Source organism: Mucilaginibacter sp. (assembly GCF_965201005.1).
Taxonomy (GTDB): domain Bacteria; phylum Bacteroidota; class Bacteroidia; order Sphingobacteriales; family Sphingobacteriaceae; genus Mucilaginibacter_A.
On sequence record NZ_OZ241747.1, the window covers coordinates 14476 to 27069 of the forward strand.

General features: G+C 41.9%; 13 protein-coding genes. 3 read left to right on the forward strand and 10 right to left on the reverse strand.

Annotated elements, in window-relative coordinates; genetic code table 11:
- Positions 1 to 23 precede the first annotated feature (23 nt).
- Positions 24 to 1025 (reverse strand): SDR family NAD(P)-dependent oxidoreductase, encoded by a 1002-nt coding sequence (locus ACOFKR_RS00090; RefSeq protein ID WP_419801989.1) that lies wholly within the window; start codon positions 1023 to 1025, stop codon positions 24 to 26.
- Between the two features lie 38 nt (positions 1026 to 1063).
- On the reverse strand, positions 1064 to 1216 hold the full coding sequence (locus ACOFKR_RS00095; RefSeq protein WP_419801990.1) for a hypothetical protein: 153 nt from the start codon (positions 1214 to 1216) through the stop codon (positions 1064 to 1066).
- Positions 1217 to 1499: 283 nt separating this feature from the next.
- Between ACOFKR_RS00095 and ACOFKR_RS00100 the strand changes: the two genes are divergently transcribed.
- Positions 1500 to 2483, forward strand: a complete 984-nt coding sequence (locus ACOFKR_RS00100; RefSeq protein ID WP_419801991.1) for a pyruvate dehydrogenase complex E1 component subunit beta — start codon at positions 1500 to 1502, stop codon at positions 2481 to 2483.
- Between the two features lie 81 nt (positions 2484 to 2564).
- Here the strand turns inward: ACOFKR_RS00100 and ACOFKR_RS00105 are convergent, their stop codons facing one another.
- Positions 2565 to 2801, reverse strand: a complete 237-nt coding sequence (locus ACOFKR_RS00105) for a hypothetical protein (protein ID WP_419801992.1) — start codon at positions 2799 to 2801, stop codon at positions 2565 to 2567.
- A gap of 228 nt (positions 2802 to 3029) precedes the next feature.
- A complete protein-coding gene (locus tag ACOFKR_RS00110; protein ID WP_419801993.1) occupies positions 3030 to 3425 on the reverse strand; it encodes a DUF2809 domain-containing protein in 396 nt (131 codons plus the stop codon).
- 156 nt (positions 3426 to 3581) lie between these two features.
- Between ACOFKR_RS00110 and ACOFKR_RS00115 the strand changes: the two genes are divergently transcribed.
- The gene (locus tag ACOFKR_RS00115; RefSeq protein WP_419801994.1) at positions 3582 to 4487 is read left to right on the forward strand and encodes a Nif3-like dinuclear metal center hexameric protein; all 906 of its coding nucleotides are present in this window, start codon (positions 3582 to 3584) and stop codon (positions 4485 to 4487) included.
- 30 nt (positions 4488 to 4517) lie between these two features.
- On the opposite strand, the gene ACOFKR_RS00120 is transcribed toward ACOFKR_RS00115, so the two are convergent.
- The 3 genes from ACOFKR_RS00120 to ACOFKR_RS00130 form a co-directional block, all read right to left on the reverse strand.
- Positions 4518 to 5213 carry a response regulator transcription factor gene (locus ACOFKR_RS00120; protein WP_419801995.1) on the reverse strand — a complete coding sequence of 232 codons (696 nt, stop codon included), beginning with the start codon at positions 5211 to 5213 and terminating at the stop codon, positions 4518 to 4520.
- Positions 5214 to 5276: 63 nt separating this feature from the next.
- On the reverse strand, positions 5277 to 7109 hold the full coding sequence (locus ACOFKR_RS00125) for a sensor histidine kinase (RefSeq protein ID WP_419801996.1): 1833 nt from the start codon (positions 7107 to 7109) through the stop codon (positions 5277 to 5279).
- A 398-nt stretch (positions 7110 to 7507) separates the two neighbouring features.
- Positions 7508 to 7879, reverse strand: a complete 372-nt coding sequence (locus ACOFKR_RS00130; RefSeq protein ID WP_419801997.1) for a DUF3127 domain-containing protein — start codon at positions 7877 to 7879, stop codon at positions 7508 to 7510.
- A gap of 75 nt (positions 7880 to 7954) precedes the next feature.
- On the opposite strand from ACOFKR_RS00130, the gene ACOFKR_RS00135 reads away from it, so the two are divergent.
- Positions 7955 to 9145: a THUMP domain-containing class I SAM-dependent RNA methyltransferase gene (locus tag ACOFKR_RS00135; protein ID WP_419801998.1), complete on the forward strand. Its 1191-nt coding sequence runs from the start codon at positions 7955 to 7957 to the stop codon at positions 9143 to 9145.
- A 28-nt stretch (positions 9146 to 9173) separates the two neighbouring features.
- Here the strand turns inward: ACOFKR_RS00135 and ACOFKR_RS00140 are convergent, their stop codons facing one another.
- From ACOFKR_RS00140 to gltX, 3 genes are read right to left on the reverse strand one after another with little or no spacing between them, the layout of a single operon-like run.
- Positions 9174 to 10046 carry a restriction endonuclease gene (locus tag ACOFKR_RS00140; protein WP_419801999.1) on the reverse strand — a complete coding sequence of 291 codons (873 nt, stop codon included), beginning with the start codon at positions 10044 to 10046 and terminating at the stop codon, positions 9174 to 9176.
- A gap of 31 nt (positions 10047 to 10077) precedes the next feature.
- Positions 10078 to 10905, reverse strand: a complete 828-nt coding sequence (locus ACOFKR_RS00145) for an N-acetylmuramoyl-L-alanine amidase (RefSeq protein ID WP_419802000.1) — start codon at positions 10903 to 10905, stop codon at positions 10078 to 10080.
- 30 nt (positions 10906 to 10935) lie between these two features.
- Positions 10936 to 12459, reverse strand: coding sequence for a glutamate--tRNA ligase (gltX, locus tag ACOFKR_RS00150; RefSeq protein ID WP_419802001.1), 1524 nt, complete (start codon positions 12457 to 12459; stop codon positions 10936 to 10938).
- Positions 12460 to 12594: the final 135 nt, after the last annotated feature.

The following is a 12594-nucleotide window of genomic DNA, read 5'->3' on the forward strand; positions in this document are numbered from 1 at the left end:
TTTCCTGATAAACTTAGCAAGCTTTATTGCTTATGGCTTTCCAATCCGTTTAGCCAGCTGATTGTTTCTTTTATCCCTTCGGCCAGCGGCGTAATGGTATAACCTAATTCTGATTGGGCTTTTGCAGAATTTACAATCCAGTTTTTGTTGTATTTTCTAACAAAAGATGGCGTAATCAGTGGCTGTTTCCCAAACATTTTGGCCATAAGCAATTGCATGTGCGCAAGCAAAAGCATCAATGGCAACGGAAAACGATAAAGTTTTCTTTTTACACCGGTTAACTGATTTACCAGGCTAAAAAAAGCATTGTAGCTCGCGTTTATGCCGCCAAGCAAATATCTTTCTCCGGGTTTGGCCTTTTCCATCGCCATAATCATTCCGTTCACTACATCATCAATATAAACATAATTGCCTATGCTGTATCCATCACCCGGCTTTATTTTCCAGTTTCCATGGATATACATTTGGAGCAGCCGGGTGAAGCCGTTACTCTCTGTCAGCAAGCCGGGGCCATAAACGCGGCTTGGGTTGACGATAATTCCGCGGATACCTTTTTTAACATATTTTTTTATCAAGGTTTCAGCTGCTGCTTTACTGTTTTCGTACAAGGTTTCCAGTTTTGGGTTGAGATTGGTGAGTTCTGCAACCGGTTGCCCGTCTTTTGAATCACCCACAACGCCAGCGGTAGAAGTAAACAATACTTCTTTTACCTGCCATTTTTGGCAGGCGTTCAATATATTTTGTAATCCCGTTACATTGATTTGATGAAAAGTATCCGGATTTTTATGCCAAACCGAAGCAAGGGCCGCTAAATGATAAACCTGGTTGCATCCTTTTAAAGCATTATCGATGCTTGAATTATCCAGAATATCGCCTTTAAAAATAGTAATTTGAGGATGATTGAGCAGTTTTTTTGCTTTTACGGGATTTCTGACTAAAATAACTACCTGGTTGCCGGACGCAGCTAATTTTAACGCCAGCTTTTGCCCGATATAGCCGGTTGCCCCGGTTATCAATATTTTCATGCGCAAAAATTTATATTGATCAACAACAACCTCCGCCATCATAAAAAAAAAGTAGGACAAGATCTAAAAATATCATCCCGGTTTAAAGCCGCAGGACTATTCATGGGCGTGGTGGTGCAGCAAAGCCCAACATCCGGTTTTAAAGCGGCAGTACGGTAAATATCTTCTGTTGTTTGTAGGTAAGTGTCCATTAAATAAATTTGTGTAATATACAATAAGTGGTAATAGCAAACTGTGTGTTTAAATAATTCAGCCAGTCGGTTTAGGTTTGATCAAAGCTTGTTGCCATGCTTCTTTTATCACCTGAAAACTGATGGTTCTATATCGGTTTACCAGATCAACGCATAACTATAACGAACTGTTGATAAATTATTTTTTCAAATAATTTCCCTCTGTTTCAGCCTAAAACCGCGGTTGTAAATCAGGTTTTACTGTTTATATTTGCGATCGGAAAAATACTTGATTTTATTTAGGATGAGAGAAATACAGTTCAGAGAAGCACTTCGCGAAGCCATGAACGAAGAAATGCGCAAAGACGACACTATTTTTTTAATGGGTGAAGAAGTTGCCGAATATAATGGTGCCTACAAAGTGAGCCAGGGAATGCTGGATGAATTTGGTGCCAAGCGGGTGATCGACACACCCATCTCTGAAATGGGCTTTTCTGGTATTGCCATCGGTTCTGCCATGAATGGTTTAAGGCCGATCGTGGAGTTTATGACGTTTAATTTTTCGCTTGTTGCGATTGATCAGATCATCAATGGTGCGGCAAAATTAATGTCGATGAGCGGTGGGCAGTTTTCGGCACCGATCGTTTTTCGCGGCCCAACCGGAAACGCGGGCATGTTAAGCTCGCAGCACAGCCAGTGTTTTGAAAACTGGTATGCAAACTGCCCGGGCCTGAAAGTGGTTGTCCCGTCCAATCCTGCGGATGCAAAAGGTTTGCTGAAATCGGCTATCATCGATCCGGACCCGGTTATTTTTATGGAATCAGAACTGATGTACGGCGATAAAGGAGAAGTGCCGGAAGAAACGTATTACATCGAAATTGGTAAAGCCAAAGTAACAAAAGAAGGCACAGACGTAACTTTGGTTGGTTTCGGCAAGATTATGAAAGTGGTGAATGCCGCTGCTGCCGAACTGGAAAAAGAAGGGATAAACGCCGAAGTGATTGATTTGCGCACCGTACGCCCAATCGATTATCCCTGCGTTTTAGAATCTGTTAAAAAAACAAACCGTTTGGTGATTGTAGAAGAAAGCTGGCCTCTGGGCTCTATCGCTACAGAAGTTGCGTTTAAAGTGCAGCAGGAAGCGTTTGATTATTTAGATGCGCCGATTTTACGCATTATGGGCGGAGACGTGCCTTTGCCTTACGCGCCAACACTGATCCAGGAGTATCTGCCAAACCCGGACCGCGTAGTGAAAGCGGTAAAAGAAGTAATGTACGTGAACAAGTAACCAACCAAAAACATGATACAAAAGCCTGCAGGTTATTAAAAACCTGCAGGCTTTTTTTATGCCCGTAAAAACAGCATCCGTTTATTTGGAAGGGCCTGCTTCCTTAATTTCTTTTGCTTTTTGTTTGAGTGCCTGCCGCTTGCGCACAATTTTGCGTGCCACAGAGTTTTTGCGGCTTACGGCACTTTTTTTCACCAAAACTTTAAACTGATAAAAGCTGATGTCGATGCTGCTCGTGTCCGGATTGTTGGATAAATAACCGATCAGAAAAATAATCAGCGCGATGATGATCCCCAGAAAAATTAATGAATGTTCCATTGTAATGCCCTCTCTTCATCACAATAGTACGATTATTTTGCTAAAAAAGTTAGCAAAATATAAAGATTTATTTTCAAATAATCAGTGCTAAACCCTCATCCCAAATTTTACCTGGTAAAAAAAGCATCAAAATATTTAACAATTAATTATTTTTCTTAATCAGATAATTAAGCTTGTTTTTTGTGGAAAGAAATTATTGCAGAAGTTGATCCTTACCGATCCGTTTGTTCAGGCGGATTTTTTCAACCTAAACTCAACTATCAAAACCAGTAAAATGCCTAAAGTGTAAGCCAACAAATCTGTCCAGGCAAAAGATGTACCGATCACAATGCGTGCGATTGTATGTTTTTCAAGTCCGAGAAGATCAACCAGATGAAAATATTGTAGTGTTTCTATCAAATAAGAAAACAGCAAAACAGCCAATGCGGTAGCTTTTACCGGCGTGTTAAAAAAGCTTTTCACAAAACAGTAAATCAAAATCACCACTAAAAAATCGCCGCCGTAAGGCCGGATAATTTCGTCGTGCAGATAAACCGCGATAAAAACTTCGGTTAAAAACAGTAAAATGGTGAACAGAAAATAGGTTTTGTTGAATCTGAAGATTACCGAGGATTTGATGATCATTGATTAAGATTGATTTTTGTTGATGTACAAATTGAACATATAATATCTTGATTCTATTTGTATGCTTCTTTTATCGGTATAAAATTAAATTTCTCAGCCTAAAACCTCCAACCTTACGTTTCCATTGCTACTTTTGGTCATAAAATTTTGTTAAAAATGAAAACGATTAACCGTCTAAAATTCATCGCCATAAATACCAAAGCATTAGCTGCAACTGCGCTACTTGTTTCGCCTGTTGCAAGTTTTGCTTCAATTTTTGGGGAAGATGAACGAATTACGGTTGGCCAAATCATGGATGCTTTTATCAAACAAGTTCCCGGAGGAGAAAAAACGAACACGATAGATACTTTAAAATCCGGCAACCGGGAAATTGTGGTAACCGGGGTTGTAACGACTATGTTTGCCACGATTGAGGTGATCCGTAAGGCAATTTCGCTTGGTGCAAACTTTATTATCGCCCATGAGCCAACTTTTTACAACCATACCGATGATACCAAATGGCTGGCGGATGACGATGTTTATCAATATAAAATGAACCTGCTAAAACAGCATAACATTGCCGTTTGGCGCAATCATGATTACATACACAGCCTGGTACCAGATGGTGTTTTGAAAGGCGATGTTGATGAATTGCAATGGCAGAAGTTTGAAGATAAAACGATACCGTATCTGTTTGATTTTAATTCAGGCCGAAAACTTTCGGATTTGATAAGCGAACTGAAATCAAAATTAGGTATTAAAATGGTGCGCTATATTGGTAATTTAAATCAGCCTTACCAAAAAGTTTTGTTCATGGAAGGTTCTGCCGGAGGGAAAACACAAATCAGTGCGACAAGCAAAATCAAGCCAGATGTGTTGGTTTGTGGCGAGATTTCTGAATGGGAAACTGCCGAATATGTGCGGGATGCAAGAGCAAAAGGCAATCAGCTTTCGCTAATTGTACTTGGCCATATCGCCAGCGAAGAAGCAGGTTCGGTTTACATGGCCGAATGGCTCCGTAAAAACTTTCCGCAGCTAAAGGTCACACATGTTCCGGCCGGCAATTCGTTATCTTTTGACTGATGATTTTAGGTGGATAAAAACAGCATTTGCCTAACTCACCAGCAACTTATAACCTTTTCCATGAACATTAATAATTTCTACGCTGGGATCATCTTTTAAATACTTGCGGATTTTACTCAGGAAAACATCCATGCTGCGGCCGTTAAAATAATTGTCATCATGCCAGATGTTCAGCAACGCTTCTTCTCGGGTAAGGACCGTGTTTTGTTTGAGGCAAAGCAAACGCAGTAGTTCTGCTTCTTTTGTGGATAGTTTTTGCTGATGCCCGTCAATAGAAATGAGTTGCACCGAAAAATCAAAATGGTATTTGCCGATGGTAAAACGCGTTGGTTTTTCTTCTGCTTTTTTATCTTGATTAGCCACGCGTTTCAGCAGCGCGTTGATCCGCAGCAGCAACTCTTCGATACGAAAAGGTTTGGTGATGTAATCGTCTCCGCCCAGGTTAAAAGCGGCGGCCTTATCTTCCATCATGCCTTTTGCGGTGGCAAAAATAATGGGCACTTCCGGGTTTATTTTCCGGATTTCTTTGCCCAGTGTAAAGCCGTCTTTTTTCGGCATCATCACATCCAAAATCACCAAATCAAATTGTTCTTTGGTAAACTGTCGCAAACCTTCTTCGCCATCTGTGCTCAGCACCACATCAAACTTACCTTTCAGTTGTAAATAATCCTGCAGCAGCAAACCCAGGTTTGGGTCGTCTTCGGCCAGTAAAATTTTTTTGTTCATGTTTTGGGACGATATATTTTAAGCAGGGCAAAATTTATACGATAAAAACAGCATTGGCCGGGTTTAGCTTTGGTGCAGCGGAAATTTAAGTTCAAAAACAGAACCTTTGTCTTTTTCAGAATGAACTGTAATCATACCGTTTAAGCGTTTCACAATCGTGTTGACATAACTTAAACCCAAACCAAAGCCTTTTACATCATGCAAATTGCCGGTTGGGATGCGGTAAAACTGTTCAAATATTTTGGCCTGCTGATCGCGGTTCATGCCAATGCCATTATCTTCTACGCTGATAAACAGCTGGTTAGCTGTGCTTTTGGTAGAAATTTTGATCAGCGGTTCGTCCTTGCTGTATTTTAAAGCATTATCGATCAGGTTGTAAAGCACGTTGGTAAAATGCAGTTCATCGGCCAGAATATCCGCCGGAACGGCATTCAAATCCAAAGAAACCCGCGCATTGTGTTTTTGTATTTTCAACGACATGCTATCAACCACGGCCGTAATTTGTTCGTTCACATCAATCTCTTTCAGGTCGAGCCTGAAATCGTCCTGCTCAATCCGGGCAATGTTCAGCACACGTTCTATATGGCTTCCCAGGCGTACGTTTTCATCGTAAATAATACCGGCCAAACGCGAAACCCGGGCTTTGTCCTGCATAATTTCTTCATCTTTTAAAGCTTCGCTGGCAATCATGATGGTAGAAACCGGCGTTTTAAATTCGTGCGTCATGTTGTTGATGAATTCCGTTTTCATCTCGGCCAGTTTTTTCTGACGGAAAATGAGTGAAATTGTATAAGCAAAACAAAAAATCAGCACCAGCAGCAATCCGGCAGAAATACCAACAGTGCCGGTTACGCGGTTTAAAATCAAGCGGTTTTTTTGGGGGAAATAAATGTTCAGCATTCCCGGGTCATTCACCACTTCCTTGGTAAAAATGGGCGTTTGATAACTGTTGGCCTTGATAAACTGTGGCCGCACTCCGTTATAGTTTTCTGCGTTGGAAAAGATCAGCGAATCATGCGATGCCGTGGTAATTTCGTAGCTGAAAGGCAAAAAAATGTTTTTGTTCTGCAGTTCAAACCGAAGCAAAGAATCCAGTTCCAGCCGGTCAATCCGGGCAGAAAGCGGTTCGTCAACCTTCTGATATTCTACCGCCAGGTTTTCCATTACGCTGATTTTTTGCGGCGTTACTAATTTGGCTTTCAGCAGATGTACAGAATCTTCCAGTATTTTTTTGAGGTTTTTGTACGTGCGTTCCTTTTTTAAACGCTGCTGCTCTTTCACCCATTGCGGGTTAAGCTGCGGCAGCGAAATAATGGTTGGCGTATTATTTACCGGATCGTTGTAAGCGTAACGCACCGTGTCGTATTTATGCAGGTTTGGGCTGAGTTGTTTGCGCAGTTGCGGCGTTAATCTGGGTCGGGCAACACTGGTGATTTGGGTATGCGGGCGGCCCATTTCATCAATATAACCTTCTACATGTACCTGCTCATAGCTTAAAATGTTGTCCAGGTTGTTGCTTTGGCTGGATAAGTTTTCCAAGCTGTCTTTCAGGCTGGCAATGCGGCGTTGTTTCCGCTCAATTTCGGGGTGAAGGTTGCGTTGATGCTTCTTTTGCGGGTATAAATTTGGGCTGGTATCGGTTAAACGGCTGTAAACATAATTTCCGCTGCTTTTGTATTGCTTTGCCGGAATGTGTATCCGGTTCATGGAGTTGATGGCATCCAGCTTCTCGATTTTATAAACCACATTGCTTAAAGCAGCAGAAACATCGCGGTCAAAAAGCTCTGATTTAAGTTTGTAAGATTCGTACAGAAAATAAAACTGCATCCCGATCATCCCCAGCAGGGCCAGGCCCATAATGGCAATGATCAGGTGAAGCCTTTTTGTTTTCATCATACAAAAATATCCAAGTTAAGGTTGCGGCTACCGGCTTTAACATAATTTAACATCTGTCGGCAGGTTTTGATCAATCACCCCAAAAATTTTAACCAGACTGAAATTTATGTGGTAAAAACAGCATGTTTGAAATCGGTTCATGGTTTTTTGTCTTGATTTAAACTAAAATTTACCCTGTAAAAACAGCATTTACAAATCAAAAAAAACGCACAATAAACAGGTTTGGGCCGGATGCAACAACAAAAATAATTTTGTGATCAAGAAAAACTTACGATTGTTGTGTTATGAAATTTAAGGATTGGTTTGTTGGGGTTTTGCCCGGAATGTGCAATCAAAAGCCTCTTTACACAAAATATAATAGTTGAAGTCCCTGCCGGAAAAAGCAGGGACTTTATTTTTTAGAAAGGCAGATCGTCATCCTCATCTGCACCGGCACTTAAATCAGCGGTTGGTGCAGCATAAGCAGGCGTTGCGGCGGCAGTAGCCGTAGCAGATAATACGTTTACTTTCCACAATCCTAAGGTATTAAAATAAACCACTTTACCTGTTTTGTCAGTCCACTTGCGGCCTTTTAGGTTAAAAAACACTTCTACATCATCGCCAACTTTGGTATTGTCCAGCAAAGCACAACGGTCCTGAATGGCCTCAAACTTTAAATATTCCGGGTATTGCGGGTTCTCAACATATTCCACAATCAGTTCTCTTTTTTTCAAAGAATCGGTTACCTGCGTGGTAGGCGATACTTCGTGTACTTTTCCTTTAATCTCCATGGTTAATATTTTTAGGGGTAAAGTTAAGCGATTGCCGGCAAAACCGGCAGCTTAAATTATTAAATTCGCGGAATTATGACGGACGTTTTCAACACAAAAAGCAAAATAATCATTACCTGCAACAAACGGTTATCCGTTTATTTAAAGCAGGAAGTAGAAGAACTGGGTTTTACCATTAAACGTTCTTTTTCTACAGGTTTGGAACTGGAAGGAACGGTGAACGATTGTATACCGCTAAACTTAAACCTGCGCTGTGCCAGTCAGGTTTTGTATTTAGTTGCTTCTTTTGATGCCCGAAACCCCGGCGAATTGTACAACCGTTTAATGGAAATTGAATGGGAAAACCTGATTGCTTTTGATGGTTATTTCTCCGTAACATCTAACGTAAACAACGAATACATTACCACGCCGCTTTTTGCCAATGTGAAGGTGAAAGATGCTGTGGTGGATCGGATAAAAGATAAAAAAGGCATCCGGCCAAATTCCGGCCCGGAGTGGAACAAAACCGTTTTGCACTTGTACTGGCAGGAAAACCAGGCCGATATTTTTTTGGATACTTCCGGTGAAACATTATCTAAACACGGTTACCGTAAAATTCCGGGCAAAGCACCGATGCTGGAAGCTTTGGCAACCAGTACAATTTTGGCAAGCAACTGGGATCAGAAAAGCACCTTTATCAATCCGATGTGCGGTTCCGGAACTTTGGCAATCGAAGCTGCTTTGCTGGCAACCAATAAACGGCCCGGACTTTTCCGCATGAATTACGCGTTTATGCATATTTTGGGTTACGATGAACAAGTGTTTTTTGCAGAACGCCGCAAACTGAAAGACATATCTAAAAAGGAAATCGACTTTAAGATTATTGCTTCGGATATTTCTGCGGATGCTGTAAATATCTCCGAAAATAATGCAAAAACGGCTGGCGTGGATCATTTAATCACGTTCCAGGTTTGCGATTTTGCCGAAACCGAAGTACCGGAACAACCAGGCGTAGTTTTCTTCAACCCGGAATATGGCGAACGTTTGGGCGTACATTCCAAATTAGAAGCCACTTACAAACGTATCGGCGATTTTTTAAAAACCAATTGTAAAGGTTACCGCGGCTACGTTTTTACCGGAAACCCGGAACTTGCCAAAAAAGTAGGGCTAAAAGCAGCACGTAAAATCGAGTTTTTTAACGGGAAACTGGATTGCCGACTGATGGAATATGAGTTGTATGATGGCAGTAAACGGGAGGCTGGGGAGCGACCGGCGGGAAGGGAGTAGAATCTTAATTATTATATCAACAACTTGATCATAAATTATTGAACCAATCGTTTTTTATCTCAATCGTTTCAATAAGTTTTATATCTACCCCTAACTTTAGTTCTTTCATTTTATCACATAAAAGTTCGCCGTCTATTAAGTCAATAGGCGGTGCGCCATCTCGTGTTGCTTCTTTAAGTGCTTCTCTTGTAAAAGTTCCAGTTGTAATGACTAAACCTTTATCTGCTCTACCTTGCATTGCACCTCTAAAATCACGAATCTGACTTGGTGATACTGATCCTTTATAACGTTTGCACTGAAAAATAACATGAAAACTTAAAAGACCACTTACTCTCACAATTCCTTTTCCATCAATTCCACCATCACCAACTTTTCCAGTAACTTCTACTTGAGAAAAACCACTTTCACGAAGTAGTCGTTGTGATAATCGCTCAAAAGCTGCTGGAGTTATATTATATAAAATGTTTAATAATTTTTCTTTCCAGCCTTCACTATTAAAAATTTCTTCGGCAACCTCATGTTCAATCTCAACAAGATTAGTAACCTTTTTATCAACTGGCTTATCTTGCTCTCTTACTTTTTTAACAATATCTATATAACTAAGTTTAGTAGTATCAATATCCGCTTTTGCTAAAGCCCAGATGCCTCTAGATGAATTTTCAAGTAGCCCAAACTTTTTAAGATATGTTCTGCTCCATGCAAGCCTGTAATCAACTTCATTTACTGTGCCGTTGCCGTGAGGAATCTGTAAAATCTCTTCTGAAATTTTAGCTATATTGTAAACTCCGGTGTTTATTTCTTCAATCGAACCAGATCCACCTAAGGCTTTTAAAGCTTTAATTGTCGGGATCATCAATTGATCAAAAGAAGGTAGATCAGTAACTGCTTTTCTTCGAGCCATATATTTAAGTATTATATAGGCTAAAAATCTTCTAATACTTCCTAACCAGATTATTCAAGATCATCCTGCCCGAATCCGTCATCATCCGTGTACTGTCCTGCGGCGTAAAATGACGTTTAAAAGCCAGCAAAGCCGCAACAGAATCCCTTGTGTCGTAACCAATTACGCGCATAGTTTGCATCGCGTTGAAGTTTCTCGGCACGGTGTCCAAAACGGCATCATACCAGTTGCCAAAGCCATGTTCGGCCAGCGTTTTCCAGGGGAAATATTTACTGGGGTCAACCTTCCGGCCGGGCGCAATATCACCATGGCCGATAAAGTTTGCCGTTGGTATATTGTACGCTTTTTTTAAGGTAGATAAAAGCAGCAGCAAACTATTGATCTGCGGCTCGGTAAAAGGCACAAAACCATTGTTGTCCAGCTCTATACCGATAGAATTACTGTTGATGTCCGTGCTGCCGCTCCATTTAGCGTTTCCGGCCTGCCAGGCACGCAGATAATCGTTCAGCATGTGGTAAACTGTTCCGTCTTTTCCAATCACATAATGCGCGCTCACCTGCGTTCGCGGCATCGTAAAAGTTTTCAGCGTTTGCTCCGCAGAATTTTGCGCCGTGTGATGGATAATCACGTAGTTGGGTTTCCGCAGGTTAAAATTTGTGGTGCCTACCCAGCTTTTTTTATCGGGTATTTCCCCGGCTGTTGCCGGCGGGGTTTGTCCGATAATTTTAGCGTATGCCTTTACCTGCTGCTTGTAAGAACGGTTGGTAATCGCGTACGGGTTGCTGGCGCAGGCTGCCAAAAACAACGTTGCGGCAGTAATAAAAGTTAAGCAGGACAAGCAGTTAAAATTATTTTTCATTTTAGGATGTAAGTTATATTGATACTTCTTTTATCGCCCTAAAAACAGCAATGCGGCCCCAATCCGTTCCGATACTTCTTTTATGCCTAATAATTCGGCAATCTCGAAAACCGCCGGGCCAAATTTCCCGCCAACCAAAATCACACGGAAAGGCAGCATCACTTCGCCAATTTTAATGCCTTTTTCGGCGGCTAAGTTTTTAAAGTTGATTTCGATTTCGGCGGCCGTCCAGTTGTTTATTGCTGCGGATTTTTGTACAAAAGACTGAAAAAAATCGGTTTTGGCAGCGTTCCATTTGGGTTGGATGCTTGGCCAGTCGGTCGTTTCGGCAGTTGGTTTTTGGAAAAAATAAGCCGAATGTTCATAAAAATCAGAAACCAGCGTGCAACGGTCTTTCACCAGATCAATAATTTTTTTAAGCTGAGGGTTATTCTCCGCTGAAATTTGGTGGGAACGTAACGTATGAATCACCAAAGGTTCCAGATCCTTGGCCGGGGTTTGTTTGATCCACTCGTGGTTGAACCATTTCGCTTTCTCAAAATCAAACTGCGCACCGGCTTTGCTGATCCGGTCCAAAGAAAACTCGCGCACCAGTTCTTCCAGCGAAAACAGTTCCTGATCGGTGCCATTGTTCCAGCCCAGCATCGCCAGCAAATTCACAAAAGCTTCCGGCAAAAAGCCCAGCTCGCGGAAACCTTTGGTCAAATCGCCGGATTTCGGATCGGTCCAGTTCATGGCATAAACCGGGAAACCCAACTGGTCGGCATCGCGTTTGCTCAGTTTTCCGTGCCCGTCCGGCTTCAAAATCAGCGGCAAATGCGCCCATTGCGGCATGGCCTCCTTCCAGCCCAAATATTCCCACAAAAGCAAATGCACCGGTGCGGATGGCAGCCATTCTTCCCCGCGGAAAGCGTGCGTAATTTTCATCAAATAATCATCTACCACAACCGCCAGATGATAGGTTGGCATTCCATCCGCTTTCAGCAACACTTTATCATCAACCTGGTTGGTTTCAAAATTAACGCGGCCGCGGATCAAATCGGTAAAACCAATCGTTTCGTCCGGCGGCATTTTTATGCGGATAACGTGCGGCGTGCCTGCGTCCAGCAAAGCCTGTACTTCGTTTACCGGCAAAAAAATGGAATTCCGTAATTCGTTCCGGTGCGTGTGGCCGTATTGAAAATTGGGCGTTTCTTCGCGTTTTTGTTCAAGTTCTTCGGGTGTATCAAAAGCGTAATATGCGTGGCCTTGTTCAACTAATTGTTCGGCATACTGGCGATATAAATCTTTTCTTTCGCTTTGCCGGTACGGGCCAAATTTGCCGCCGGTTTGCGGGCTTTCATCCGGCGAAATGCCGCACCAATCCAAACAATCCATAATATATTGTTCGGCACCTTCCACAAAGCGCGTTTGGTCGGTATCTTCTACCCGCAAAATAAATTTGCCATTGTTTTGCCGGGCAAAAAAGTAATTAAAAAGTGCCGTGCGAACGCCGCCCAAATGCAGGCCGCCGGTTGGGCTTGGGGCAAAACGCACGCGTATTTGATCAGACATGGGATAAATTTTATCGGTAAAAACAGTATTGTTAAAAAACGCTGGCAAAGGTAAGTTTTAACAGTTGATGCGGCCGCCGGTTTTTGTACGATAAAAACAGCATGCGGCAATATTTTCAATACAAATAGCGTATTT

What these genes read in the sequence shown, in the direction of transcription:
- ACOFKR_RS00090 (WP_419801989.1), bottom strand. Translation starts at nt 1,025, where the DNA reads ATGAAAATATTGATAACCGGGGCAACCGGCTATATCGGGCAAAAGCTG.
- ACOFKR_RS00095 (WP_419801990.1), bottom strand. Translation starts at nt 1,216, where the DNA reads ATGGACACTTACCTACAAACAACAGAAGATATTTACCGTACTGCCGCT.
- ACOFKR_RS00100 (WP_419801991.1), top strand. Translation starts at nt 1,500, where the DNA reads ATGAGAGAAATACAGTTCAGAGAAGCACTTCGCGAAGCCATGAACGAA.
- ACOFKR_RS00105 (WP_419801992.1), bottom strand. Translation starts at nt 2,801, where the DNA reads ATGGAACATTCATTAATTTTTCTGGGGATCATCATCGCGCTGATTATT.
- ACOFKR_RS00110 (WP_419801993.1), bottom strand. Translation starts at nt 3,425, where the DNA reads ATGATCATCAAATCCTCGGTAATCTTCAGATTCAACAAAACCTATTTT.
- ACOFKR_RS00115 (WP_419801994.1), top strand. Translation starts at nt 3,582, where the DNA reads ATGAAAACGATTAACCGTCTAAAATTCATCGCCATAAATACCAAAGCA.
- ACOFKR_RS00120 (WP_419801995.1), bottom strand. Translation starts at nt 5,213, where the DNA reads ATGAACAAAAAAATTTTACTGGCCGAAGACGACCCAAACCTGGGTTTG.
- ACOFKR_RS00125 (WP_419801996.1), bottom strand. Translation starts at nt 7,109, where the DNA reads ATGATGAAAACAAAAAGGCTTCACCTGATCATTGCCATTATGGGCCTG.
- ACOFKR_RS00130 (WP_419801997.1), bottom strand. Translation starts at nt 7,879, where the DNA reads ATGGAGATTAAAGGAAAAGTACACGAAGTATCGCCTACCACGCAGGTA.
- ACOFKR_RS00135 (WP_419801998.1), top strand. Translation starts at nt 7,955, where the DNA reads ATGACGGACGTTTTCAACACAAAAAGCAAAATAATCATTACCTGCAAC.
- ACOFKR_RS00140 (WP_419801999.1), bottom strand. Translation starts at nt 10,046, where the DNA reads ATGGCTCGAAGAAAAGCAGTTACTGATCTACCTTCTTTTGATCAATTG.
- ACOFKR_RS00145 (WP_419802000.1), bottom strand. Translation starts at nt 10,905, where the DNA reads ATGAAAAATAATTTTAACTGCTTGTCCTGCTTAACTTTTATTACTGCC.
- gltX (WP_419802001.1), bottom strand. Translation starts at nt 12,459, where the DNA reads ATGTCTGATCAAATACGCGTGCGTTTTGCCCCAAGCCCAACCGGCGGC.